The 25278-nt window shown below is 58.8% G+C and carries 18 protein-coding genes and 1 pseudogene; 11 read left to right on the top strand and 8 right to left on the bottom strand.

The annotated features are described in order from the left end of the window. Positions 1 to 325: 325 nt before the first annotated feature. Both QWI20_RS26200 and QWI20_RS26195 read right to left on the bottom strand, forming a co-directional pair. On the bottom strand, positions 326 to 1795 hold the full coding sequence (locus tag QWI20_RS26200; protein ID WP_369307869.1) for a CoA-acylating methylmalonate-semialdehyde dehydrogenase: 1470 nt from the start codon (positions 1793 to 1795) through the stop codon (positions 326 to 328). Positions 1796 to 1863: 68 nt separating this feature from the next. Next, a complete protein-coding gene (locus QWI20_RS26195) occupies positions 1864 to 3210 on the bottom strand; it encodes an aspartate aminotransferase family protein (RefSeq protein WP_369307868.1) in 1347 nt (448 codons plus the stop codon). Positions 3211 to 3354: 144 nt separating this feature from the next. On the opposite strand from QWI20_RS26195, the gene QWI20_RS26190 reads away from it, so the two are divergent. From QWI20_RS26190 to QWI20_RS26165, 6 genes and pseudogenes are all read left to right on the top strand, one after another. Then, positions 3355 to 4275, top strand: coding sequence for a LysR family transcriptional regulator (locus QWI20_RS26190; RefSeq protein ID WP_369307867.1), 921 nt, complete (start codon positions 3355 to 3357; stop codon positions 4273 to 4275). A 174-nt stretch (positions 4276 to 4449) separates the two neighbouring features. Then, positions 4450 to 5806 (top strand): annotated as a pseudogene (locus QWI20_RS26185) (uracil-xanthine permease family protein); the annotation flags it as partial. A 122-nt stretch (positions 5807 to 5928) separates the two neighbouring features. Continuing rightward, positions 5929 to 6588 carry a TetR/AcrR family transcriptional regulator gene (locus tag QWI20_RS26180; protein WP_192173240.1) on the top strand — a complete coding sequence of 220 codons (660 nt, stop codon included), beginning with the start codon at positions 5929 to 5931 and terminating at the stop codon, positions 6586 to 6588. A gap of 33 nt (positions 6589 to 6621) precedes the next feature. After that, positions 6622 to 7209, top strand: a complete 588-nt coding sequence (locus QWI20_RS26175; RefSeq protein ID WP_369307866.1) for a YigZ family protein — start codon at positions 6622 to 6624, stop codon at positions 7207 to 7209. A gap of 601 nt (positions 7210 to 7810) precedes the next feature. Further along, entirely contained in the window at positions 7811 to 8497 is a 687-nt protein-coding gene (locus QWI20_RS26170; RefSeq protein WP_369307865.1) for an SDR family oxidoreductase, read from the top strand. Between the two features lie 170 nt (positions 8498 to 8667). Continuing rightward, a complete protein-coding gene (locus QWI20_RS26165; RefSeq protein WP_369307864.1) occupies positions 8668 to 10023 on the top strand; it encodes an 8-oxoguanine deaminase in 1356 nt (451 codons plus the stop codon). Between the two features lie 68 nt (positions 10024 to 10091). On the opposite strand, the gene QWI20_RS26160 is transcribed toward QWI20_RS26165, so the two are convergent. After that, positions 10092 to 11183: a calcium:proton antiporter gene (locus QWI20_RS26160; protein ID WP_282369664.1), complete on the bottom strand. Its 1092-nt coding sequence runs from the start codon at positions 11181 to 11183 to the stop codon at positions 10092 to 10094. 328 nt (positions 11184 to 11511) lie between these two features. Here QWI20_RS26160 and QWI20_RS26155 point away from each other — a divergent pair, with 328 nt between their 5' ends. After that, positions 11512 to 12465, top strand: coding sequence for an adenosine deaminase (locus QWI20_RS26155; RefSeq protein WP_192173245.1), 954 nt, complete (start codon positions 11512 to 11514; stop codon positions 12463 to 12465). A gap of 71 nt (positions 12466 to 12536) precedes the next feature. Here QWI20_RS26155 and QWI20_RS26150 read toward each other — a convergent pair whose 3' ends face one another. Next, positions 12537 to 13229 (bottom strand): helix-turn-helix transcriptional regulator, encoded by a 693-nt coding sequence (locus QWI20_RS26150; protein WP_192173246.1) that lies wholly within the window; start codon positions 13227 to 13229, stop codon positions 12537 to 12539. A gap of 725 nt (positions 13230 to 13954) precedes the next feature. Then, on the bottom strand, positions 13955 to 15163 hold the full coding sequence (locus QWI20_RS26145; protein WP_369307863.1) for a multidrug effflux MFS transporter: 1209 nt from the start codon (positions 15161 to 15163) through the stop codon (positions 13955 to 13957). Positions 15164 to 15391: 228 nt separating this feature from the next. On the opposite strand from QWI20_RS26145, the gene QWI20_RS26140 reads away from it, so the two are divergent. Both QWI20_RS26140 and QWI20_RS26135 read left to right on the top strand, forming a co-directional pair. Next, positions 15392 to 15751: a hypothetical protein gene (locus QWI20_RS26140; RefSeq protein ID WP_282369669.1), complete on the top strand. Its 360-nt coding sequence runs from the start codon at positions 15392 to 15394 to the stop codon at positions 15749 to 15751. Between the two features lie 85 nt (positions 15752 to 15836). After that, positions 15837 to 16331 carry a GreA/GreB family elongation factor gene (locus tag QWI20_RS26135; protein ID WP_369307862.1) on the top strand — a complete coding sequence of 165 codons (495 nt, stop codon included), beginning with the start codon at positions 15837 to 15839 and terminating at the stop codon, positions 16329 to 16331. A gap of 74 nt (positions 16332 to 16405) precedes the next feature. Here QWI20_RS26135 and ettA read toward each other — a convergent pair whose 3' ends face one another. Beyond that, positions 16406 to 18070, bottom strand: coding sequence for an energy-dependent translational throttle protein EttA (gene ettA, locus QWI20_RS26130; RefSeq protein ID WP_192173249.1), 1665 nt, complete (start codon positions 18068 to 18070; stop codon positions 16406 to 16408). Between the two features lie 498 nt (positions 18071 to 18568). Here ettA and QWI20_RS26125 point away from each other — a divergent pair, with 498 nt between their 5' ends. Beyond that, positions 18569 to 22306 carry an EAL domain-containing protein gene (locus QWI20_RS26125; RefSeq protein ID WP_369307861.1) on the top strand — a complete coding sequence of 1246 codons (3738 nt, stop codon included), beginning with the start codon at positions 18569 to 18571 and terminating at the stop codon, positions 22304 to 22306. Positions 22307 to 22508: 202 nt separating this feature from the next. Next, on the top strand, positions 22509 to 23762 hold the full coding sequence (glyA, locus tag QWI20_RS26120; protein WP_192173251.1) for a serine hydroxymethyltransferase: 1254 nt from the start codon (positions 22509 to 22511) through the stop codon (positions 23760 to 23762). A 151-nt stretch (positions 23763 to 23913) separates the two neighbouring features. Here the strand turns inward: glyA and QWI20_RS26115 are convergent, their stop codons facing one another. Then, on the bottom strand, positions 23914 to 24300 hold the full coding sequence (locus tag QWI20_RS26115) for a hypothetical protein (RefSeq protein WP_369307860.1): 387 nt from the start codon (positions 24298 to 24300) through the stop codon (positions 23914 to 23916). Continuing rightward, positions 24288 to 25238 (bottom strand): hypothetical protein, encoded by a 951-nt coding sequence (locus tag QWI20_RS26110; protein WP_369307859.1) that lies wholly within the window; start codon positions 25236 to 25238, stop codon positions 24288 to 24290. Before QWI20_RS26110 ends, QWI20_RS26115 begins: the two co-directional genes overlap by 13 nt. Between the last annotated feature and the right edge of the window lie 40 nt (positions 25239 to 25278).

Below are 25278 nucleotides of genomic sequence, written 5' to 3'. Positions count from 1 at the left end.
ACTTGCGCTTCGTTCGACTTGACGTCTCACATCAGCGGGAGGCGAATTCTACAGCGTTACAACCTGCTGTCAACTGCCTTTTTCACCGCTGTCGATTCAAGCATCTGAACCGAAGCATTCCTCGCTGCTTACTTCGTCCAACTCTTTGATTACCAAGGAGTTTTCCGTTTCGTCTGCGCCGGAAGTGGGGCGAATTATAGACAGATCCAAAGGGGCGTCAACCCCTAATTTAATGAAACTGTCATATCGGTCAAAAATAGCTAAATACAGTGGGCAAGTTCGACTATTCCCCCGCGCATCCTTAGAGGCTAGGGAATGCGAACTGCTACGCCTCATGACTGGCACGTTGCGGCCACCGCTGTGTAATGGCTTTGCGACGGGTATAGAAGCGAACGCCATCCGGGCCATAAGCGTGCAGGTCGCCAAACAGCGATCGCTTCCAGCCGCCAAAGCTGTGATAGGCCACAGGCACAGGCAGTGGAACATTCACCCCAACCATACCCACCTCGATCTCGTCGCAGAACAGCCGGGCTGCCTCGCCATCGCGGGTGAAGATACAGGTGCCATTGCCGTATTCATGATCGTTGATAAGCTGCATCGCATGTTCGAGGCTGTCCACACGCACAATGCACAGCACTGGCCCGAACATCTCTTCTTTATAGATACGCATCTCGGCCGTGACGTGGTCGAACAGGCATCCACCCAGGAAAAAACCATCTTCGTGTCCGGGCACCGTTAACCCACGACCGTCCACGACCAGTTTCGCACCCGCATCTACGCCTTCTTCTATATAGCTGCTGACTTTATCGCGATGTTGCCCGGTGACCAGAGGTCCCATATCGAGACCGCTGGAAGTCCCCGCGCCGATCTTCAATCCGTTGATTTGCGGCGCCAGCCTGGCCACAAGCGCATCGGCGACCTGATCGCCCACGCAAACCGCAACCGAAATCGCCATGCAGCGCTCGCCGCATGAACCATAGGCCGCCCCCATCAATGCGCTCACGGCGTTATCCAGGTCCGCGTCGGGCATCAGCACTGCGTGATTCTTTGCGCCACCCAATGCCTGGACCCGCTTGCCGCGTGCGGTAGCTTCCTTATAGATGTACTCGGCGATCGGGGTTGAGCCCACAAAACTCAGCGCTTTGACTTCGGGGGCTTGAATCAACGCATCAACCGCCACCTTGTCGCCATGCACGACGTTAAGTACCCCCTTCGGCAATCCGGCTTCATGCAGCAACTCTGCTATCAACAGCGTTGAGCTTGGATCGCGCTCGGACGGTTTGAGGATGAAACAGTTGCCACAGGCGATCGCCAACGGATACATCCACAGCGGAACCATGGCAGGGAAGTTGAACGGGGTGATGCGCGCCACTACGCCAAGCGGCTGGAAGTCAGACCACGCGTCGATGTTCGGTCCGACGTTGCGACTGTACTCGCCCTTGAGAATTTCAGGCGCCGCACAGGCATATTCAACGTTTTCGATACCGCGCTTGAGTTCTCCCGCCGCGTCTTCAAGGGTTTTGCCGTGCTCTTCGCTGATCAGCCGGGCAATACGTGCTTCGTTCTGTTCCAGCAACTGCTTGAAGCGGAACATGACCTGCGCGCGTTTGGCAGGCGGCGTATTGCGCCATGCGGGGAAAGCGGCTTTGGCAGAGTCAATCGCTTGTTGAACGGTTTCGCGACTGGCGAGGGGTACTTTACGAATCACTTGGCCGGTTGACGGATTGAACACATCGGCAGTGCGGCCATTTTCACTGACCAGATCGCCATGAATCAGGTGCTGAATGTTGCTCATGTATAACTCCGGGAAAATGTTAGCCCGCAGGCGCAGCCGGACTGCGCCTGTGAGCAAATAAAAGATGATCAGTCGATTTGATTGAGGGCCTGACCCACTGCATCAAACATGCGATCAAGGTCCTCGGACTTGCTATTGAAGGTCGGTCCGAATTGCAGAGTGTCACCGCCGAAGCGGACGTAGAAACCGGCCTTCCACAGCTTCATGGCCGTTTCAAAGGGGCGCACGATGGCGTCTCCGTCGCGCGGCGCAATCTGAATGGCGCCGGCAAGACCGTAATTGCGAATATCGACAACATTCTTACTGCCCTTCAACGCGTGCAAATAGCCTTCGAAATGCGGCGCGGTTTCAGCGACCTGCTGCACCAGGTTCTCGCGCTGAATGATTTCCAGCGCGGCAAGGCCGGCGGCACAGGCAACGGGATGTGCTGAATAGGTGTAGCCATGGGGAAACTCCACAGCGTACTCGGGCGTCGGCTGATTCATGAACGTCTGGTAAATTTCGGTGCTGGCGATCACGGCCCCCATCGGGATCGCACCGTTGGTGATCTGCTTGGCGATGCACATCAGGTCCGGCGTTACGCCGAAGCTGTCGGCGCCGAACATTGAACCGGTACGGCCGAAGCCGGTGATGACCTCATCGAAGATCAGCAGAATATTGTGCTGATCACAGATTTCGCGAAGACGCTTGAGATACCCCTGCGGCGGAACAATCACGCCAGCAGAGCCTGCCATGGGTTCGACGATCACCGCTGCAATGTTCGAAGCGTCGTGCAGTTCGATCAGTTTGAGCATCTCATCGGCCAGCGCAATGCCGCCCTGCTCCGGCATGCCCCGTGAATAGGCGTTGCTGGCAAGCAACGTATGGGGCAGATGATCGACGTCCATCAGTTGCCCGAACATCTTGCGGTTGCCGTTGACGCCACCCAGGCTGGTGCCCGCGATGTTCACGCCGTGATAGCCACGGGCTCGGCCGATCATCTTGGTTTTGGTGGCCTGACCTTTTAGACGCCAGTAAGCACGGACCATCTTGACCGCAGTGTCAGCGCACTCCGATCCAGAGTCGGTATAGAAGACGTGATTCAGCTTGCCGGGGGTTAGATCGGTGATCTTCTCAGCCAACTGGAAGGACAGCGGGTGTCCGAACTGGAACCCTGGCGAGTAGTCCAGCGTACCCAACTGTCGGGAAACCGCTTCCTGGATCTCCTTGCGCGTATGCCCTGCGCCACAGGTCCAGAGCCCCGACAGACCGTCATATATCTTGCGGCCCTTGTCGTCGGTGAGATAGCTGCCTTCTGCAGCGACGATCAGCCTTGGATCACGATGGAAGTTTCGGTTCGCCGTGTAAGGCATCCAGTGGGCGTCTAGTTTGAGCTGGTTCGCCAGAGACATGTCGGACGATTCGGGCATATTCATCGGAATTAACCTCACTGGGCGTGGGTGGCCTTATTTCCTGACGGATGTGCGAACAGGAGCAGGGCCGGTTGCAGCTAAAGTGCCACGGGCATAAAGTCCGAAAAACCCTGCTTTTACGATCTTCAGTTGACTGGTTACTAAACTATGAGCACCCGCCGTAATGATCCTCTGGCGCAAGTCAGCGATTTTGATATCCGTCTGCTGCGCATATTTCGCAGCGTCGTCGAGTCCGGGGGCTTTTCGGCAGCAGAAAGCGCGCTGGGTATTGGTCGCTCCGCCATCAGTCAGCAGATGAGCGATCTGGAGCAGCGCCTTGGACTGCGTCTTTGCCAACGGGGCCGTGCGGGGTTTTCGCTTACAGAGGAAGGCCGAGAGGTCTACCAGTCCTCGCTGCAGTTATTGAGCGCCCTCGAGAGTTTTCGTACGGAAGTAAATGGTCTTCACCGACACCTGCGCGGCGAGCTGAACATCGGGCTGACGGACAATCTGGTCACCCTCCCCCATATGCGGATCACCCACGCGCTTTCCCAACTGAAAGAACGCGGCCCGGACGTGCACATCAATATCCGCATGATCGCGCCCAACGAAGTCGAGCAGGGCGTGCTCGACGGCAGCTTGCATGTGGGCGTCGTACCCCAGGCCAGCGCCTTGTCGGGACTGGAATATCAGCCGCTGTATAGCGAACGTTCGCTGCTGTACTGCGCTGTCGGCCATCCGTTGTTTTACGTCGAAGATGCGCAGCTGGATGACGATCGATTGTCAGCGCAGGAGACGATCGCGCCAACGTTTCGTCTGCCCGGTGAAATCCAGGCGCACTATCAGGCGCTGAAATGCACCGCGAGCGCGTCGGACCGGGAGGGTATGGCGTTTCTGATTCTGACGGGGCGTTACATCGGCTATCTGCCCGACCACTACGCCAGCCTCTGGGTGCAACAGGGTCGGCTGCGCGCACTGAAACCCAAGACGCGGTTTTACGACGTGAGCCTTGTAACCGTCACGCGCAAAGGGCGCCGCCCCCATTTGGTGCTGGAAAGTTTTCTGGAGAGTCTGGCTGCTACACGATGAGGCCGGCCGAGTACGTCGACACCTCACTAACACGCTGTCAAACAGCCGCCATATTCGTTCAGCCCCTTGATAAACGGGCATGTACAGCGAACCGGCAAACAGGTATCTGATCAGTTGGACAGGTTTTTGCAGTAAGGCTGGATGTCGAAGCCCACACAAAAATCGAGAGCCAGCATGCAGCCTGAAGCGCCAGACAATAATGACCTCATCTACGGCCTCAATGACCGGCCGCGCCCCGGACCTGCCATCCTGGCGGCAATCCAGCATGTGCTCGCTGCGTTCGTGGGCATTATCACGCCGCCACTGATTATCGGATCGGCGCTCGGGCTCGGCGCGTACATGCCTTATCTGATCAGCATGGCGTTGATGGTGTCGGGGGTGGGCACGTTCATTCAAGCGCGTCGTCCGTTCGGTATCGGCGCCGGCATGATTTGCCTGCAAGGCACCAGTTTCGCGTTTCTCGGCGCGGTGCTGTCGGCAGGCTTCATGGTCAAGCAGCGCGGTGGCAGCCCGGAGGACATCATGGCCATGGTGTTCGGTGTGTGTTTCTTCGGCGCCGTCGTGCAGATCGTACTCAGCCGTTTCATCGGCCAGTTGCGTCGAGTGATCACGCCACTGGTCACCGGCATTGTCATCACGCTGATCGGCGTCAGCTTGATCAAGGTCGGGGTGACGGATCTAGGTGGCGGCTTTAACGCTCCGGACTTCGGCGAGCCGGTCAATCTGGCCCTCGGCGTATTCGTGTTGGCAGTGATCATTGTGCTCAACCGTTCGAGCGCGCCCTGGTTGCGCCTATCGGCCATCATCATCGGGCTCGCGGTCGGCAGCATCGCGGCGTGGTTCAGTGGAAAACTCGTACCTCACTCCATTGCCGACGTTGCGCTGGTCAGCATTCCTGTGCCCTTCCGCTTCGGATTCAGTTTCGACTGGGCCGCTTTTCTACCAGTCGCGCTGATTTATCTGATCAGCAGCATCGAAACCGTCGGCGACCTTACCGCCAACTGCATGCTCTCCCGCGAACCCATCAAAGGCCCAAGCTACATTGCCCGATTGAAAGGCGGTGTGTTGGGCGACGGCGTCAGTTGCATGATCGCGGCGACGTTCAGCGCATTCCCGAACACCACATTCGCCCAGAACAACGGAGTGATTCAGCTCACCGGCGTGGCCAGCCGTTATGTCGGCCTCTATATAGGAGCGATCCTGTTTCTGCTTGGACTGTTCCCGGTGATCGGTGCGATTCTTCAGCAGATTCCGAAACCTGTGCTGGGCGGCGCAACCCTGGTGATGTTCGGCAGCGTGGCGGCGGCGGGCGTGCGGATTCTTGCCCAAGCACCGCTGGATCGCCGAAGCATGTTGATCATCGCCACCTCTTTTGGTGTAGGGCTGGGTATCGCGGCGCAACCGACGCTGCTGCATCATTTGCCTCAATTGGTACAGAGCCTGTTTGACTCGGCAATCACCAGCGGCGGACTCACGGCCATCGTAATGTGCCTGCTACTCCCGGAAGGCAAGCAAACAAGCGAGACGAGCGAAGCCAAAGAACAGACAACGGAATCCTTTGAGCACTGATTTACGAGGGCAACGCTTGTCGGATCCTCGCGGGTGCGCTATCTGTTCACCGCGTCGCACCCAATGATCCGTCTGGAACCGCACATGACCCTCGAAGTCCCCGCTCACAGCCCCAGCGCCACCAAGCCGGCCAGCCGTATTCGTCAGAAAAACGAAGAAGCGATCTTGAAAGCGGCCGAAGACGAGTTCGCTCGCCATGGCTTCAAAGGCACCAGCATGAACACGATCGCGCAGAATGCCGGGCTGCCTAAAGCCAACTTGCACTATTACTTCACCAACAAGCTGGGTCTGTACATCGCGGTGCTGAGCAACATTATCGAGTTGTGGGACAGCACGTTTAACAACCTGAGCGCAGAGGACGACCCGGCACAGGCGCTGACGCACTACATCCGCGCGAAGATGGAATTCTCGCGGCGCCAGCCACAAGCCTCGCGCATCTTTGCCATGGAGATCATCAGTGGCGGCGAATGCCTGAACCAGTATTTCAGTCAGGACTATCGCGAATGGTTTCAGGGGCGTGCCGCGGTCTTCCAGGCCTGGATCGATGCAGGAAAGATGGACCCGGTCGATCCGGTGCATCTGATCTTTCTGCTGTGGGGCAGCACTCAGCATTACGCTGACTTCGCCACGCAAATCTGCCAGGTGACCGGCCGTTCGCGGCTGACCAAGCAAGACATGGAAGTCGCTGGGGATAACCTGGTCCGGATCATTCTCAAAGGGTGCGGACTCACCCCCACGTTATAACTCCCTGAAAGCCAAAAGCAGTCTGGAACTTCAATGCCTTCTACGCTTATCGGCCCCTGCGAGTTTCGAGAAGAGATTCGCAAGAGCCGCTTTATTACTCTCGCAGCGCCCATCGACACGCCTGCCGATGCTCAAGCGTTTATCGAGCAACACAGTGATCTCGACGCCACGCACAATTGCTGGGCCTGGAAGCTGGGCGCGCAGTACCGCAGCAACGACGACGGCGAACCAGGCGGCACCGCCGGACGACCGATACTCGCAGCCATTGATGCCCAGGATTTTGATCGGGTCGTTGTGCTGGTCATTCGCTGGTATGGCGGGATTCAGCTGGGCACCGGCGGGCTGGCGAGGGCCTATGGCGGAGGCGCCAACAAATGCCTACAGCAGGCCGATCGAGTGCCCCTGATCAATCGCGTGTCGCTGCAATTCGACTGCAGCTTCAGCGAGCTGGTGCTGATAAAGCTGCGAGTGGCCGAGCTAAACGGTCTTGTGGAGGAAGAGCGCTTCAACGCCAACGGTGTCACGCTCTCGATTGCCCTCGCTCCCGAGCAGATTGAAACCCTTCAGCGCCAGCTGTCCGACATCAGTCGCGGACGAATCGTTTTGCAGCCGCCGCAATAATCAACCCGCGGACATATCGACGCCTTCCCCGTTAAAGCCGGTCCTGCGAGGAAACGCGACGGCTGTAACCGGCTGTGGCGTTTGCCCACATCTGCTGTGCATCCGCCTGTGGACAAGCTGAGCATACCCCGCCGCAGGCCTTGACCCATATGGCTTTACGGGGCTTGATCACTTTTTAGCCAAAACACGGTGCTGTGGGTAAATCCAGCGATAAAACAGGACGTTAGCGCCATTTATGCCGACGTGGCACTCCTTTCAAGCGGCTTCCATTGCCAATCCACAACTACCCACATTAGCTGTGGAGCAATCTGTGGATAACCCGTGCAAGCCTTGGCGGGCTGCTGAGTCCACGGAGTGTTGGGCGAGCTGGATGTTTTTTATACAGACATACATCGTGGCAGGATTGAGCGTGCGCCATCCTATTCGCCTGACATTCATAACGGAAACGTCCCCTCACAAATGTCGTCAGCCTCTGTCATCCTCTGCCGCTAGCTTATGCGCCTTGCGGCAACACAGCGCTACAGGAAAAAAAATTCTCGCCACGTGGCGATGTCCACCCATTGAGTGAAATTTTTCGTTTGTCTGTACAGGAGTCATTCCAATGTCCACCCCTAAAACAGCCCTCATCATCGGAGCTTCGCGCGGCCTTGGCCTTGGACTGGTGAAACGCCTCGCGGAACTCGGCTGGGAAGTCACCGCCACTGTCCGCGATGCCCAGAAGGCCGACGAGCTGAAAGCACTGCCGAATGTCCAGTTGCAGACACTGGACATCGATGAGCAATCGTCCCTCGAAGTGCTCACCCACAACCTCAAGGGCCAGACGTATGACCTGCTATTCGTCAATGCCGGCGTGATGGGTCCGATGCATCCCAACCCCACCGACGCCACCGCCGGCGAACTGGGTCAGCTATTTCTCACCAACGCCGTCGCGCCGATCCGCCTGGCTAAACGCTTCGTCGACCAGATCCGTCCCGAGACTGGCGTGATCGCGTTCATGAGCTCGGTGCTCGGCAGCGTCACCATGCCGGATGCGCCGGAGATGGCGTTGTACAAAGCCAGCAAAGCCGCGCTGAACTCAATGACCAACACCTTCGTGACGCAGCTGGGCGAGAACAAACCCACCGTGCTGTCGATGCATCCGGGTTGGGTCCGTACAGCAATGGGCGGTGAAGGCGCTGACATCGACGTCGAAACCAGCGTGCGCGGGATTGTCGAGCAGCTTGAGCGGTTTGCAGGGAAAGGTGGTCACCACTTTGTGAACTACAAGGGTGAGACGATCCCCTGGTGATCGCGATGCAAGTCGCGGCAGCATGAGCTGTCGTGACTTGCCCACACCCGCCGCAACACTCTAGAATCCTCCCTCGCCTCGCAGCGCGTTCGATGCTGCGGCGACCCTGGATCAGCAGACAGGGCAACACTGAGCTGGCGACCTGAACCCACTTTCAGAGGAGCCGGCCAATGCCCGCGATCCGTACCTGGTTGAAAAATCCCCTTGCCGTTTTCACGGCCAATGATCTAGATGCTCGCGGCGGCCTGGTGGTCGAAGGCGGGGTTATCGTTGAGATGCTCCCGCTGGGACAACAACCTGCACAGCCTTGCGATCACGTATTCGATGCACGCGAGCATGTCCTGCTCCCCGGCCTGATCAACACGCACCATCACTTCTATCAGACCCTCACCCGCGCCTGGGGCCCGGTGGTCAATCAGCCGTTGTTCCCCTGGCTGAAAACCCTGTACCCGGTGTGGGCGCGGCTAACGCCGGAAAAACTCGCACTGGCCAGTAAGGTCGCCCTGACCGAGTTGCTGCTGTCGGGCTGCACCACCGCCGCCGACCACCATTATTTGTTCCCGCAGGGTCTGGAAGACGCCATCGATGTGCAGGTGGAAAGTGTTCGCGAGCTGGGCATGCGCGCGATGCTGACGCGAGGTTCGATGACCCTGGGCGAGGCAGACGGCGGCCTGCCACCCCAGCAAACCGTCCAGCAGGGCCAGGTGATTCTCGATGACAGCGTGCGGCTGATCGAGACCTATCATGAGCGAGGTGACGGCGCCCAGATTCAGATTGCGCTGGCGCCGTGCTCGCCGTTTTCGGTGACGACCGAGATCATGGCCGAAAGCGCGGCCCTTGCCGAAAAACACGACGTGCGTCTGCACACGCATCTGGCTGAGACCCTCGACGAAGAAGACTTCTGCCTGCAGCGCTTCGGCCTGCGCACGGTGGATTATCTGGACAGCGTCGGCTGGCTCGGCCCTCGCACCTGGCTGGCCCACGGCATTCATTTCAACAGCGAAGAGATCACGCGCCTCGGCCAGGCGAGCACCGGGGTCTGTCATTGTCCGAGTTCGAACATGCGCCTCGCGTCAGGCATCTGCCCCACACTGGACCTGCTTGCCGCGGGCGCGCCGATCGGTCTGGGGGTCGACGGTTCTGCGTCAAATGATGCCTCGAACATGATGCTTGAAGCCAAGCAGGCGTTGTACCTGCAGCGGTTGCGCTATGGGGCGGAAAAAATCACGCCGGAGCTGGCGTTAGGCTGGGCTACCAAGGGCTCGGCGCAATTGCTGGGCCGTCATGACATCGGCGAGTTGGCCGTAGGCAAACAGGCTGATATGGCGCTGTTCAAGCTGGACGAGTTGCGCTTCTCCGGCAGTCACGATCCGATTTCAGCGTTGCTGCTGTGCGGCGCTGATCGCGCAGATCGGGTGATGATCGGCGGCAAATGGCGGGTGATTGACGGTCAGGTCGAAGGGCTCGATCTGAAGGGGCTGATTGCAGATCATCGCCAGGCTGCTGCGGAGTTGATCAGGGGCTGATAGGCCATCACAGCAGTGGGGAAGTAAAACTACCGACTTCCCACTGCTGCCTTGAAGCCGAACCTGGGCTACAACCCCATCAACGACAGCATGATGAACGTCGCAAACAGCACGAAATGCGTCATGCCCTCGATGGCGTTGGTTTCGCCGTCGTTGAGGTTGATGGCGCAGACCAGCAGGGTGACGAAAATCATCACGGTCTGCACTGGCGTCATCGCCATCTGGAACGCCTGGCCGCTGTAAAGCGCCATGCCTTCCATGACTGGCACCGTCAGGATCACCGTCGACAACGAGGCACCGAGGGCGATATTAACCACCGACTGCATGCGGTTGGCCAGCGCGGCTCGCAGTGCGGTCAGGATCTCCGGCGCTGCCGAAATCGCCGCCACCAGAATCGCCGTCATCACGGGCGGCGCACCGCTGCCTTCCAGACCCAGATCAACGGTCTTCGACATGACCTCGGCCAACGCACCAATAACCACCACACCGAAGACCAGTGTGGCGATCGAGCGCGTCAGGTTGACTGGCTCGTGCGCTTCCTCGGCCTCACCCTTGCGGCGCTTCTTGTCCGGATAGCTGTAGCTGAAGAAGTAGCTGTGCGGCCCGACCTGCATCCGCAGGAACAGTGCATAAAGCAGAATCATCGCGCCGATGGTGAAAGCCGAATACAGCTTCCACTTCCCTTCCGGAATGAATTCGGGCACCACCATCGACACCGCCATGGCGGTCAGTATCATCACGCTGTAGGAGCGCGCGGAGTCATCATTGTAGGACTGTTCGCCGTGCTTGAGCCCGCCCATCAACGCGGCGAGACCCAGAATCCCGTTGATGTCGAGCATCACAGCCGAGTAGATGGTATCCCGCACCAGCGTGGGCGAAGGTTCGTTGCTCATCATGATCGCCAGAATCACGACCTCGACCAGCACCGCCGACAGCGTCAGAATCATCGTGCCGTAGGGATCACCGACCTTTTCCGCCAACAGTTCGGCGTGGTGAGCCACTCGTAGCGAGGCGCAAATGATGAAGCCCACCAGGGCGATACCCGCAATCAGGGCGACGGTGTTTCCGTTACTGAGCAACTGGTGTTCGTAGAAGTACGCGAAAAAGGTCGCAATGACCGCCAGTAGTAGAAACTTTTCCTGCTTGAGAATCGTGCCCATCGCTGCCTTTTAGCCCCTTGCGACCCTGGCCGCACATCCATGAAGTGAAATTTACTGAAGCGCTTGAGAGTATCGAAGTAAACAAAGGTTTCAACACAGGGTAGCAGCGGGTCGCGACACATCGTCGCGCCACGGCATCAAATTGCCGCTTACCTGTCTGCGATCCGGATATTCAGACACCGAAAACGCCTGCGACTGCTAGCCCTCGCTGCCAGGACCGGTGGCAATGCGAGCCAAAGCAGCGTGTGAACCGTCCGGTCAGGTTTTATTCAGCCCGCGCGTCTGACTCTGTAGAATGCCCGCCATTGCACCTTACGAGACAAAGCCCATGTACGACTGGTTGAACGCCCTGCCCAAGGCAGAACTGCACCTGCATCTGGAGGGCTCGCTAGAGCCGGAACTGTTGTTCGCTTTGGCTGAGCGCAACAAGATCGCCCTGCCTTGGGCGGACGTCGAAACCCTGCGCAAGGCCTACGCGTTCAATAATCTGCAGGAGTTTCTCGACCTGTATTACCGCGGCGCCGACGTGCTGCGCACCGAGCAGGATTTCTACGACCTGACCTGGGCTTACCTGGAGCGCTGCAAGGCGCAGAACGTCATTCACACCGAACCGTTCTTCGACCCTCAGACCCACACCGACCGCGGCATCCCCTTTGAAGTCGTGCTTAACGGCATCGCCGGCGCCTTGAAGGACGGCAAGGAAAAACTTGGCATCGGCAGTGGCTTGATCCTCAGTTTTCTGCGCCATTTGAGCGAAGACGAAGCGCAGAAGACCCTCGACATGGCCCTGCCCTACCGCGACACCTTCGTCGCCGTCGGCCTGGACAGCTCGGAAATGGGCCATCCGCCGAGCAAGTTCAAGCGCGTCTTCGACCGTGCTCGCGGTGAGGGCTTCCTGACCGTTGCCCATGCGGGTGAAGAAGGTCCGCCGGAGTACATCTGGGAAGCACTGGATTTGCTGAAGATCCAGCGTATCGATCACGGCGTGCGCGCCATCGAGGACGAGCGCCTGATGCAGCGCATCATCGATGAGCAAATCCCCCTCACGGTCTGCCCGCTGTCCAACACCAAGCTCTGCGTTTTCGAGCACATGGGTCAGCACAACATTCTCGACATGCTTGAGCGCGGCGTGAAAGTGACCGTCAACTCCGATGACCCGGCGTACTTCGGTGGCTATGTGACCGAGAACTTCCACGCGCTGCACACCCATCTGGGCATGACCCAGGATCAAGCCAGACGTCTGGCGCAAAACAGCCTCGATGCCCGTCTGATCAAGCCCTGATCAGCCACGCCCCTTGATCAGCAACAGCGTGTGGATGCTCTGCTCCACACGCCGAGCTTCCTCTCGGAGCATCACGCCGCCGAGGCGATTTTGCTGATCTCTCGCTGACCATTGGATGAGACCTGCAACGTGGAGGCCTCCTCGGTCGTCCGCAGCCAACCCAGCTGCATAAACAACTGCAAAAGCCCGGCCCCCAATGCGCCGCCGAGGTGTGGGCTGCTTTCATGACAGTCAACACAGGCGCACACGGCTTCGCGTCGTCTGTGGGCCAGCGCGGGAATGAAAATCCCCCGTTCGGCAAAGCGCGAGATGCCGACACTGGTGACTTCCAGCCGGTGTTCGGATTGTTCGATCCAACCCGCGCCCAGCATCCTCAAATACAGCTCCGCACCCATTTCGCCGCCAAGATGATCCGCGCAGACACTGGCGCGACATAACGGCAGGGGCGGCAATGGTTGCGCCATGCTGCGGCTGATCAGATCCGCGCTGACCATGGACGCACTGACCAGCGCCTGGACCGCGGTCCGGACTTCCGGCGCGGCCAGCCTGAAATACCGTTTGCGGGCGCGGACCTCATGGCGCAGCAGTCCGCCAGCGGCAAGGCGCGCCAGGTGGGCACCGGCAGAAGAAGTGGAAAGACCCACTAGCGAAGCTACCTCATTGGCAGCCCGCGATGTTCCGTCCATCAGTGCCCACACGATCGCGCTGCGTTTAGGGTCGGCGAGCAATGCAGCGATCTGGCTGATGCAAGGTACATATTCCATGTCTTCACTCCCTGTTGAACATTATCTAAGCGGCCCGGCACGGGTGCGCAGGTCGAAGCGTTGGCTTGGCCTGGTGTGGCTTGGCGCGTAATCACGGGTGTAATCAATTGAAAGCGCCGGGCCGTTGCTGTGGTGAACCATCATCGGTGTTTAAGGCGAAAACAGACCTTGATTTAAATCACGTCATACAAACTCTGATTGCTGGAACTTGCAGGTCATACAGATAGTTTCGCCCGAGCAATACAGATAGATGATAAGAATTAAATCGGATCCATGACGGCGCTTAGTATAAGACCTGCAGCCGATCGGCGGATCAACTTGTCCATTGCTTAGCCCTTTGTTTGTGGGCCGTATTGGCAAATGTTCAGCACAATCCGGCAGACATCATGCTGCGCAGACTCACCCGGATAGCCATACCCCCCTTGAAGGACGGGCATTTGCGCCGACAGTAGCCGTTCGTGAATTCGGCGTCAGGGCGATTGCCTACACTGGAAACTCCTGCGGACTTCAAGAAAATAAGCTGCTCAAGGGACGTGCCAGAAGTGAACTTCTCTCGATCCAGCACGAAACCAAGTTAAGAGCTTTTAACCGCTGTAAGAAGTTTCCAATTCCGAAGTAGTAAACGGCTGTATATAACACGCTCTTTTCAACAGGCTGAACATGCTTGTACAGGTACGCCTTAAACCCGGTGGATGTCGGCAACGCGTTAACGTTGCCGAGGTCGGTTAGATACGCACATCCGCGTGGGGAGTCAGCGCATCTCGCTTCTGCTGCGCCCGGCGTGTAACAACCGCAAGCGTCACAGCCAGAACGCCGCACAGCGTAATAACGGTCGCCATCGGCACGGCCGTTCCGTCATGCAGTACGCCCACCAGCGCTGCCGCGCCCGCAGCAACACTGAACTGCAAGCATCCCAACAAGGCCGACGCGCTGCCCGCACGTTTGCCCTGCCCACTCATCGCGCACGCCGAAGCGTTCGGAATGATGCAGCCGAGGCTGGCGATATAGATGAACAGCGGAATCAGCAGCGGCCACAGCTTTTCGGTGTGCAGGGAGGCGATGGTCAGCAGCACAAGGGCGGCAGCGAGATAGATCCAGACAGTTCGCGACAGCAACCATGCCGGACCATAGCGCCCGACGAGTCGAGCGTTCACCTGGGCGATGAGGATGAAGCCGGCAGCGTTGATGCCGAACAACCAGCCGTAGTGTTCCGCCGGGACGCCGTAGAGCTTGATGAAAACGAAAGGCGAGCCTGCGATGTAGGAAAACATCCCGGCCATGGCGATCCCACCGGTGAGCGCATGGCCCAGGAAGATTCGGTCGCCCAGCAGATTCCAGTACGACCCGAGCGCGCCCGAGAGCGGCAGTCGCGGGTGGCCGGCCGGCATGCTTTCCGGCAAGCCCCTGAAAACCGCCACTGCAGTGAGCGCGCTGAACCCCGTCAAGGTCAGGAAGATGGCCTGCCAACCCACGACGTTGACCAACAGCCCGCCGAGCATCGGGGCCAGAATCGGCGCCAGGCCCATGACCAGCATCAGTTGCGAGAACACCTTGGCCGAGTCAACCGGTGAGCATTTGTCGCTGACGATCGCCCGCGACAGCACCATACCGGCACATCCGCCCAACGCCTGTACAAAGCGGGCAGCAATCAGCCATTCAAGAGAAGGCGCCAAGGCGCACGCCAGCGATGCGAGGGTGAACAAGCCGACGCCAAACAACAGCGGGATCCGACGGCCGAAGCGATCGGCAATCGGGCCGTAGGCGAGTTGGCCGATGCTCAGGCCGAGGAAATAAGAGGCCAGGGTCAGTTGAACGTGTTTCTCGTCGGTGCCGAATGCCAAAGCGATGGCCGGGAAACCTGGCAGGTAAAAGTCGATGGCCAACGGGCCAAAGGCGCTGAGTGCGCCGAGGATCAGAATCGTTCTGAGGTTCATCAATCTTCCTAAACGGTTTTGCGCAGCGCGACAGTTTAACAACCTTGAATCAGCGCGGCCCGCTCACAGAACAATTACCGGAAGTTTTTTCAAGGCGTCGTCGGGGGGCAAAAAAGGGGGAACTTATTGCGCGTGACCGAGCATCGGTTAATGGATTTCCTACAGCGTTTTTACCAATAACTCACAGAAGCGCTTCTAAACTTTTTCTCAAGCAGTGAGGAAATCAAAATGAATGCGCGATGGGTTGTGCTGTGGTGCGTTGTCGTTGTCGCCGGATGTCAGTCCACCCACGACCAGCTATTGGCCGAAGGTTACCCACCGGCATTCGCTGACGGTTTTCAGGATGGGTGCGGAAGCGGGCGGCAATCCATCGACGTGATTAAAGGGCAATTCAAAAAGGACGTGCCGCGCTATCTGCGTGACACCTTGTACGCGCAAGGCTGGTCAGACGGATTTCGTCAGTGCCAGGCCCAACTTGCCAACAGCAATGTTCAGGATCAGGGCCGCGACAGCATCTGGAATGACCGCGACCGCGACTGGGACCATCAAAGGACCCAGGACGCCGCCAAAGCCTACCGCTCTCATTGAACGTCGGTCGCGTCTGCATAACGGGTGAAACTATCGGGCACCCACCATGGCCCAATGTGACTAAGCCATGAACAGGAGCCCCGCCATGAGTCGCGCCTTCGTCAACGAAGACAATGCCGCCGCGCAAATCGACCCGCCGGTTGAACGGCAGATCAGTGCCCAGACCAATTACGTCACCCAGCGCGGCCTCGATCAATTGCACGATCAGGTTGAGCAACTGCAAGCGCAGTACAGCGAACAGAACGCCCAAGGTGATGAGGCAGACAAACAGCGCATGGCCGAAATCGAACGCGACCTGCGTTATTTCAACCAGCGCCTGCAGAGCGCCCAAGTGGTCAGCAGCGCGTCAGATGACAAGGTTCAGATTGGCAGTTGGGTAACTTTTGCCGACGAAGACAATGTTGAACAACGCGTGCAGCTGGTCGGCGAGGATCAGGCCGATGCGGGCAGTCAATTGATCAACTGGGCATCGCCGCTGGGCAAGGCATTGCTGGGCGCCAAGGTCGGAGACGAAGTCACCTGGCAGCGGCCGGTCGGTGATGCAGTCATTGAGGTCATGCGCATTGAGGCAGGCGACTGACTCACTCGACTGACAATCAGCCAGACAGAAAAAACGGAGCCCGAAGGCTCCGTTTTTTATGCCACCAACCCGAATCAGGCCAGTTTCTTGTGACGCACGCGATGGGGTTGAGCGGCTGCGTCGCCGAGGCGTTTCTTGCGATCGGCTTCGTACTCGGTGTAGTTGCCTTCGAAGAACACGGCTTGAGAATCGTCTTCGTACGCGAGGATGTGAGTCGCCACGCGGTCAAGGAACCACCGATCGTGAGAGATCACAATGGCGGCGCCCGGGAAGTCCAACAAAGCTTCTTCGAGGGAACGCAGGGTTTCAACGTCGAGGTCGTTTGACGGTTCGTCGAGCAGCAGGACGTTGCCACCCTCCTTCAACGTCAGCGCCAGGTGCAGACGACCGCGCTCACCGCCAGAAAGGTCCTTCACGAACTTCTGCTGATCGCCGCCCTTGAAGTTGAAACGGCCGACATAGGTGCGCGAAGGGATTTCGTAGTTGCCGATCTTGATCTGATCGGAGCCGTCGGAAATCTGCGCGAACACGGTCTTGCTGCCGTCCAGATCGTCTCGGCTCTGATCGACGCACGCCAGTTGCACGGTCTCGCCGACTTCGATGGACCCGGAGTCCGGTTGTTCCTTGCCCATCAGCATGCGGAACAGTGTCGATTTACCGGCGCCGTTACCGCCGATCACGCCCACGATGGCGCCTTTAGGCATGGAAAACGACAGGTTGTCGATCAGCACGCGATCGCCATAGCCCTTGGTGACGTTTTTGAATTCGATGACCTTGTCGCCCAGACGCGGGCCGGCCGGGATGTAGATCTCGTTGGTTTCGCTGCGCTTCTGGAATTCCTGCGACTGCAGTTCTTCGAAGCGCTGCAGACGGGCCTTGGATTTCGACTGGCGCGCCTTGGCACCTTTACGGACCCACTCAAGCTCTTCTTTCATGGCCTTTTCATGGGCCGACTGCTGCTTGGATTCGGCCGCCAGACGGTCGGACTTGGCCTCAAGCCAGCCGGAATAGTTGCCTTCGTACGGAATGCCGGCGCCGCGGTCGAGTTCCAGAATCCAGCCGGCGACGTTGTCGAGGAAGTACCGGTCGTGCGTGATCGCAACCACGGTGCCCGGGAAATCGTGCAGGAAATGCTCGAGCCAGGCGACGGAATCGGCGTCCAGGTGGTTGGTCGGTTCGTCGAGCAGCAGCATGTCGGGGGCGGACAGCAGCAGGCGGCACAGCGCCACGCGGCGTTTTTCACCACCAGACAGGTGTTCGACCTTGGCATCCCAGGCTGGCAGACGCAGCGCATCGGCGGCGACTTCCAGCTGGCGCTCAAGGTTGTGGCCATCGCTGGCCTGCAGGATCGACTCGAGCTTGGCCTGTTCGGCCGCCAGCTTGTCGAAATCAGCGTCCGGCTCGGCGTAAGCGGCATAGACTTCGTCCAGACGCGTTTGAGCGTCCTTGATGACGCTGACCGCTTCTTCGACCACTTCACGTACGGTCTTGGTCGGGTCGAGCTGCGGCTCTTGCGGCAAGTAGCCGATGTTCAGCTCAGGCATCGGGCGCGCTTCGCCGTCAAACTCGGTGTCGACGCCGGCCATGATTTTCAGCAGCGTGGATTTACCGGAACCGTTGAGGCCGAGGACGCCGATCTTGGCGCCGGGGAAAAACGAGAGGGAGATGTTTTTCAGGATTTCCCGCTTCGGCGGAACAACTTTGCTCAGCCGATGCATGGTAAAGACGTATTGAGCCATGGAATGAAAACCTGGAGTGAGACTGTGAATAAAGGCGCGAGCTTGGTGCTGCGTCGCAAAAAATGCGTTTATCTTCGCGCCGCAACTTGCCGTAGCGCGATTCCGGGCCTTGAATTGATCAGAGCCAGACCGGCGCGGCAGGGACGAACTTCCGAGGGCCGGTATCAAAGCTGGAGCAATGCTTGCAGGCCTTTTGAATCATGCAAGCATGCCGTGCAGAAACCGGCGCGTCGCGCGTGGCGCAAAGCTACCCGAATGCACGCAACAGGGCAAACCGTCCGGCCCATTAGCGCTGGCACTTAGCCACAGCTCGGTGGCATGCTAGCCGCCTTTTGCGCACCGGGCTTATAGTGCGTTTCGCACATGCTGATTCAGTCCAGTAGTCAGGATCACAGTTTGCTCAAACCGACCCCCATCTCACCCCTGCGCCCATCCGATAGCGCAACGACCGTGCCTTTGCGAGGCGTGCTCAGAGGTGCGCTCGCGGTCCTGGTCCTGATGATGTTGATGCTGTTGTTATGGCAGATGATCGAACAGTTCCAGCAGTCTCAGGAACGGCAGCACAAACGCAGCATCGACTACAGCGTGCAGCTCGCCGACCGGTTGAGCCTGAACATGGCCCTCAACGCGCAGGTCGCGCTGAATGTGCTTGACGGAGCGCGCGACCCTTCCCAATCCGTCGACGAATCAGCGGCAGTGCTGGCGAATCTGCGTCAGTCCATGCCAGCAGTGAAAAGCCTGGTCTGGCTCGACAGCGATGGGAATGTCACCGCCGACAGCGACGGCGGGACCCGTGACGTAGGCTTTTTGACCCAGATGCATTCGGTTATTCAGGGCCACCCACACTTTTATGCCAACGACCCGGGCGCCGCGACGTTCTATCTGTTCATCCGTGAGCCCGGCGCCGGCAATGAACGCTACTGGGCGCTGCGGCTCAGGCCTGAACTATTGAAATCCCTGACCCGCCAGAGCGATCTGGATTACCAGCCCGTCTGGCTGTTGGAAGACATCAGCAATCGCCGCCCTCTCTACAAAAACCTGCTAGATGCCGATCAGTCCACTGAGCGTCAATTGCAGACGGTCCTGCTGCAACCCCTGGCCCACAGCGACTGGCAACTGCGCGGCCTGTTCGACCCGCAGAAAGCCCGTCAGACCCTGCTCTTCCCGCTGATCGGGAAATGCCTGCTCGCCCTGTTCTGTTCCATCATTCCGTTGTTCGCGCTGCGCAGCCTGCGCCGCCGACAACTTCAGTTGCATCAAAGCCGTCGCCGCTACAAAGACATATTTGAAGGCACCGGCGTTGCGCTGTGCGTACTGGACCTCTCCGGTCTGCCGGCTTATCTCAGGCACCTGCAAGTGAACAGCGGCGAAGAACTGAACGCGCGCCTGATCAGCCAGCCCGAGCTAATCAGCGGCCTGCTTCAGCAGTTGCGCATCACCGAGGTCAACCAGGTTGCCGCTCAACTGTTGCGCGCAGAATCGGCACAGCATGTCTGGCAGCAACTGATCGAAGGTTGCCCTCGCGCCGGCAATGGCATCGGTCTGCAGATACTCCAGGCCGTCCTCGACGGGCAACGTCAGCTGGAGCTCGAAATTCTGCTCCCTGGTGCGCAGGGCGGTGACCAACACGTGTGGCTGGTCATGCGCCTGCCCGAACAGCTCGAAGACTTGAATGCCGTCATTCTCAGCATCAGCGATTTCACCAACCGCAAGCAGGCCGAGCTGTCGCTGCAGGAGCGGGAGCAGTTCTGGTCGGATGTCGTGCGTACCGTCCCGGATTATCTGTGCGTTCTGGATGCGGTGACGCGGCGGATCATTTACAGCAACCACAACCTGGGCCTCGCCCTGGGCTATGAGGCGGCCGAGCTGGATGACATGGGCGAGCTTTTCTGGGAAACGCTGCTGCACCCGGACGATATCGGTGCGTATGAGCAGTTGCGCCTTGTTCGCACTGAGCATGGCCGCAGCGACCTGATCCAGTGCCAACTGCGGTTCCGCGCCCGACGCGGCGACTGGCGTCGTTTCGAGATCCGTGAACAGGCGCTGGCGGCGGACAGTGACGGTCAGATCCGGCGCATTGTGGGCCTCGCCAAGGACATCACCGATCAAGTGGACGCCAGCCAGTCTCTGCGCGAAAGCGAACAGCGTTACCGGATGCTGGCGGAAAGCATCAGCGACGTCATTTTCTCCACCGACCGGCAACTGAAAGCCAACTACTTCAGCCCTTCGGTCAACACGGTGCTGGGCTACAGCGCCGAGTGGATTCTGCAGAATGGCTGGAAGGCGATCATCGCCAACCCTCAGCAGCTCAGCGGCTTTTATGCGCTGCTGCAGCGGATCAGTAAAGCGCTGAAAAAGCCCGAAGCGCTGGCGGATCTGCGCAGCGAGATCACCACTCAATTGTTCCTGTTCGATTGCCTGCGCGCTGATGGCCGCAAGATCCCCGTGGAGCTGCGTCTGGTTCTGGTGTGGGATGAATCCGGAACGTTCGAAGGCGTGCTCGGCGTGGGACGCGACGTCAGTCAGCAGCGGCGCGCGGAAAAAGACCTGCGCATGGCGGCCACGGTATTCGAGCACTCGACGTCGGCCATTCTGATCACTGACCCTGCCGGCTATATCGTGCAGGCCAACGACGCTTTTACGCGGGTCAGTGGCTACGCCGTGTCGCAGGTACTGGATCAACTGCCGATGATGCTGACCGTCGAAAATCAGCAGGCAGCGCACCTGGGTTACATCCTCAAACAGCTGAGCCAGCGCGGCAGTTGGGAGGGTGAGTTGTGGCTCAAGCGTCGCGACGGCGAGCACTACCCGGCATGGGTCGGGATTACCGCCGTGCTTGACGATGAAGGCGACTTGGCGAGCTACGTGTGCTTCTTCAGCGACATCAGCGAGCGCAAGGCGAGCGAGCAGCGCATCCACCGGCTGGCTTATTACGACGCACTGACGCATCTACCCAACCGCACGCTGTTTCAGGACCGTTTGCACAGCGCGTTGCAACATGCCGAGCGTCAACACACGTGGGTGGTGTTGATGTTCCTCGACCTCGATCGATTCAAGCCGATCAATGACTCGTTGGGCCACGCCGCCGGCGACCGCATGCTCAAGGAGATGGCCTTGCGCCTGCTTGGATGCGTCGACGAGGACGACACTGTTGCGCGCATGGGCGGCGACGAATTCACCTTGCTGCTGCAACCTCGCCCCACCCAACAGGCCGCGCTGAACCGGGCGATTCATGTGGCCGAACAGATTCTTGGCAGCCTGGTGAAACCCTTCGTGCTGGAGGGCCGCGAGTTCTTCGTCACGGCCAGTATCGGCATCGCGCTGAGCCCGCAGGATGGTAACGAACTCAGCCAGTTGATGAAGAACGCCGACACGGCGATGTACCACGCCAAGGAACGCGGCAAGAACAACTTCCAGTTTTATCAGGCCGACATGAACGCCACCGCCCTTGAGCGTCTGGAGCTGGAAAGTGACCTGCGCCATGCCCTGGAGCAGGGCGAGTTCACGCTGTATTACCAACCGCAGTTCAGTGGCGACGGCAAACGTCTGACCGGCGCCGAGGCCTTGCTGCGCTGGCGTCACCCGCGTCGCGGCCTGGTGCCGCCGGTGGAATTCATCCCGGTGCTCGAAGAGCTCGGGCTGGTGGTCGAAGTCGGCGAGTGGGTGCTCAAGGAGGCGTGCCGCCAGTTGCGCGAATGGCATCTGGCGCGGGTTCGCGTGCCGAAGGTGTCGGTGAACATTTCCGCACGGCAGTTTTCGGACGGCCAGTTGGGCACGCGCATCGCCGGTATTCTGCAGGAAATCGGCCTGCCGCCCGCCTGCCTCGAGCTGGAACTGACCGAGAGCATCCTGATGCGCGAGGTGAGCGAAGCCATGCAGATTCTGGCCGGGCTCAAGCGGCTGGGCCTGAGCATCGCAGTCGATGACTTCGGCACCGGCTACTCGTCGCTGAATTACCTGAAGCAGTTCCCCATCGACGTGTTGAAGATCGACCGCACGTTCGTCGATGGCCTGCCATCCGGCGAGCAGGACGCGCAGATCGCCCGGGCAATCATCGCCATGGCCCATAGCCTCAATCTGTCGGTGATTGCCGAGGGCGTGGAAACCCACGAGCAGCTGGAGTTTCTTCGTGAACACGGCTGCGATGAAGTGCAGGGCTACCTGTTCGGCCGCCCCATGCCGGCGACGCGGTTCGAGGCTCAGTTCAGCAACGACGCGCTGTTTATGCTTGATTAGCAGCGGCAAGCTTCAAGCGGCACGCTACAAGCAAAGCCGCGGCGCATTCAGCTTGAAGCTTGAGACTTGAGACTTGAGGCTTGCAGCCAGGCTTTAGCCTTGCACAGCGCTCATCACGCACATGACCCGCTTTCATATGCCAGATAAAACCCGATGGGTTAGAATGCCCCACTTTTCTACTGCCCGATCCCCGAGGACCGCCATGTTCAGCCGCAATTTGACCATCGCCAAGTACGACGCCGACCTGTACGCCGCCATGGAACAGGAAGCCAAGCGTCAGGAAGATCACATCGAGCTGATCGCCTCGGAGAACTACACCAGCCCGGCGGTCATGGAAGCCCAGGGCTCGGTTCTCACCAACAAATACGCTGAAGGCTACCCAGGCAAGCGTTACTACGGTGGCTGCGAATACGTCGACATCGTCGAACAACTGGCCATTGATCGCGCCAAGCAACTGTTCGGCGCCGATTACGCCAACGTCCAGCCACACGCCGGCTCCCAGGCCAACAGCGCGGTATATCTGGCGCTGCTCAATGCTGGCGACACCATCCTGGGCATGAGCCTGGCCCACGGCGGTCATCTGACCCACGGCGCCAGCGTTTCCTCCTCGGGCAAGCTGTATAACGCCGTTCAGTACGGCATCGACGGCAACGGCCTGATCGATTACGACGAAGTCGAGCGTCTGGCCGTCGAGCACAAACCGAAAATGATCGTTGCCGGCTTCTCGGCCTACTCGCAAATCCTTGACTTCCCGCGTTTCCGCGCCATCGCTGACAAGGTCGGCGCTTACCTGTTCGTCGACATGGCCCACGTGGCCGGTCTGGTCGCTGCAGGCGTTTACCCGAACCCGGTTCCGTTCGCCGACGTCGTCACCACCACCACCCACAAAACCCTGCGCGGCCCCCGCGGCGGCCTGATCCTGGCGCGCGCCAATGCCGACATCGAGAAGAAGCTGAACTCCGCTGTCTTCCCGGGTGGCCAGGGCGGTCCTCTGGAGCACGTCATCGCCGCCAAGGCGATCTGCTTCAAGGAAGCGCTGCAGCCTGAGTTCAAGACCTACCAGGAACAAGTGGTGAAAAACGCCAAGGCCATGGCCGGCGTGTTCATCGAGCGCGGTTTCGACGTGGTCTCCGGCGGTACTGAAAACCACCTGTTCCTGCTGTCGCTGATCAAGCAGGACATCTCCGGCAAAGACGCCGATGCCGCACTGGGCAAAGCGTTCATCACCGTCAACAAGAACTCCGTGCCAAACGATCCACGCTCCCCGTTCGTCACCTCCGGCCTGCGTTTCGGCACCCCGGCCGTGACCACTCGCGGCTTCAAGGAAGCAGAGTGCAAGGAATTGGCCGGCTGGATCTGCGACATCCTGGCAGACCTGAACAACGAAGCGGTGATCAACGCCGTACGTGAGAAGGTCCAGGCCATCTGCGCCAAGCTGCCGGTTTACGGCGCTTGATAGCGGTTGGTTGATGTGAAGAAGCCCGGCTTGTTAGCCGGGCTTTTTGTTGGGTTGGTCTTCTCATTCACTTCTCTACCGAAGCCTATGGGCTAAGAATCATCGGGAATAAACAGGATGAGGGTTTCGGTGATCTTCAAGAAAGCACTGTCTATGGTCGCCCCATTTTCAGACGCAAGCAAATCAAGCCGAGTGCACCGAGAAGAATTAACGCCGAATAAAAGAAAAACCTAATCCAAAACCGAAAGTGCCGAGGAAGTTTCTGAAGCTTGTACAGGGGAATGACCTCCTGCCTTTTAAAGGCTCCCGGCATAACCAAAATCATGGTTATAAACGACTCGCGCATTCTTCGCCCCAGCCATGTGTCACCATAATAGTCTGCATGCAGGCCGATCATTTCGATATCAGAAAGATAATCTTCAATGCGCTCCATGTATTTCAGGAAAAAAATATAAGACGAGACTAGGTGAATGAAAGTCAAAACGAAATCTACGAATCCCAACCATACTGCTACGTTGTAAGAGATCAGGGCAGCCATTCGTAGACCATCTCCCCAAACGACTCACCGACTATTTCGCCCAAGGCGCCGCCTCCGTAAGCTAAAGCTCCGCCGGCAATAATCCCGCAACCTATTGCAGCCACCCCCAATGTAGGCACGCCAAACACGGCCATACACAACACCGGTCCGGCTACTGCCCCTACCTCCCCGCCGATGAAGCCGAACGCTACGCCCCCCACTAACTTTGAGCCTTCAACATAATGAGCCCGCCGACATACCTCTTCACGCCCGGTCGAACAGGCTTCCTTAGTCTCAAGCGCAGTTGATGCCATGTTCAAACCAATCCCGACCGCCGTCCCATGCTTCAGCAACTTCGCCACCTTGGCGATCTTCGCAATTCGCGTGGCGTACCCCTGTATCTCCCCGGTGTGCAGGTAACTTTTGGTCGATAGCCCCAGCATCTTTTTCAGTGGGCCTTTTTTAGTCAACCCGGTCCCCCAGCGGGCGATACCTTCCAGCTGAACATCCAGCTTGGCAAACAGCACGCGCCGTTGATTGATGAATTCCTGCCGGGCAATGGGCGTCCCGCGGGAAAGCGACAGCTTGTAGAGCCGCTCTATTTCTTCGAGGGTTTTCTGCACGCCGTTAAGGTGCTTGCTCCAACTGCCGGTGGCGGCGCCGACGCCCAGCGATCCGTAACTGAGCATGTTCTGCATCAGGTCGTAGTTCTTGATCAGTTCGCTGCCCGAGCCTTTGACCTGTCGATGGACGTTCCGCGCCAGGTTCATCAGCTCGGTTTCTTCTGCCGTGAGGCTGCCCATCGAATCGTCGCTGACAATCACCAGTTGGCCCGGCATAACCACCACATTGCGAATGTGCGCGTTCAGCACATCAAACTTTGTGCCACCGCCGACCCGAGCTTTGAGGGTGAAGTAGGTTTGTATGCGGTCATTGATGAACACGTAGGGCTTGGACATGAGGCTGCCCGTCCTTGCTTGACTTCAGATCCAGCAAGGA

The sequence above is a fragment of the Pseudomonas sp. W2-17 genome, from assembly GCF_041060445.1.
Taxonomy (GTDB): domain Bacteria; phylum Pseudomonadota; class Gammaproteobacteria; order Pseudomonadales; family Pseudomonadaceae; genus Aquipseudomonas.
Note: the sequence above shows the minus strand (reverse complement) of the source record. Positions and strands in the feature narration are given on the sequence as shown.

Bases quoted from the DNA above. Each gene is read 5' to 3' on its own strand.
- QWI20_RS26200 (WP_369307869.1), bottom strand. From the start codon at position 1,795: ATGAGCAACATTCAGCACCTGATTCATGGCGATCTGGTCAGTGAAAAT.
- QWI20_RS26195 (WP_369307868.1), bottom strand. From the start codon at position 3,210: ATGAATATGCCCGAATCGTCCGACATGTCTCTGGCGAACCAGCTCAAA.
- QWI20_RS26190 (WP_369307867.1), top strand. From the start codon at position 3,355: ATGAGCACCCGCCGTAATGATCCTCTGGCGCAAGTCAGCGATTTTGAT.
- QWI20_RS26180 (WP_192173240.1), top strand. From the start codon at position 5,929: ATGACCCTCGAAGTCCCCGCTCACAGCCCCAGCGCCACCAAGCCGGCC.
- QWI20_RS26175 (WP_369307866.1), top strand. From the start codon at position 6,622: ATGCCTTCTACGCTTATCGGCCCCTGCGAGTTTCGAGAAGAGATTCGC.
- QWI20_RS26170 (WP_369307865.1), top strand. From the start codon at position 7,811: ATGTCCACCCCTAAAACAGCCCTCATCATCGGAGCTTCGCGCGGCCTT.
- QWI20_RS26165 (WP_369307864.1), top strand. From the start codon at position 8,668: ATGCCCGCGATCCGTACCTGGTTGAAAAATCCCCTTGCCGTTTTCACG.
- QWI20_RS26160 (WP_282369664.1), bottom strand. From the start codon at position 11,183: ATGGGCACGATTCTCAAGCAGGAAAAGTTTCTACTACTGGCGGTCATT.
- QWI20_RS26155 (WP_192173245.1), top strand. From the start codon at position 11,512: ATGTACGACTGGTTGAACGCCCTGCCCAAGGCAGAACTGCACCTGCAT.
- QWI20_RS26150 (WP_192173246.1), bottom strand. From the start codon at position 13,229: ATGGAATATGTACCTTGCATCAGCCAGATCGCTGCATTGCTCGCCGAC.
- QWI20_RS26145 (WP_369307863.1), bottom strand. From the start codon at position 15,163: ATGAACCTCAGAACGATTCTGATCCTCGGCGCACTCAGCGCCTTTGGC.
- QWI20_RS26140 (WP_282369669.1), top strand. From the start codon at position 15,392: ATGAATGCGCGATGGGTTGTGCTGTGGTGCGTTGTCGTTGTCGCCGGA.
- QWI20_RS26135 (WP_369307862.1), top strand. From the start codon at position 15,837: ATGAGTCGCGCCTTCGTCAACGAAGACAATGCCGCCGCGCAAATCGAC.
- ettA (WP_192173249.1), bottom strand. From the start codon at position 18,070: ATGGCTCAATACGTCTTTACCATGCATCGGCTGAGCAAAGTTGTTCCG.
- QWI20_RS26125 (WP_369307861.1), top strand. From the start codon at position 18,569: ATGATGTTGATGCTGTTGTTATGGCAGATGATCGAACAGTTCCAGCAG.
- glyA (WP_192173251.1), top strand. From the start codon at position 22,509: ATGTTCAGCCGCAATTTGACCATCGCCAAGTACGACGCCGACCTGTAC.
- QWI20_RS26115 (WP_369307860.1), bottom strand. From the start codon at position 24,300: ATGGCTGCCCTGATCTCTTACAACGTAGCAGTATGGTTGGGATTCGTA.
- QWI20_RS26110 (WP_369307859.1), bottom strand. From the start codon at position 25,238: ATGTCCAAGCCCTACGTGTTCATCAATGACCGCATACAAACCTACTTC.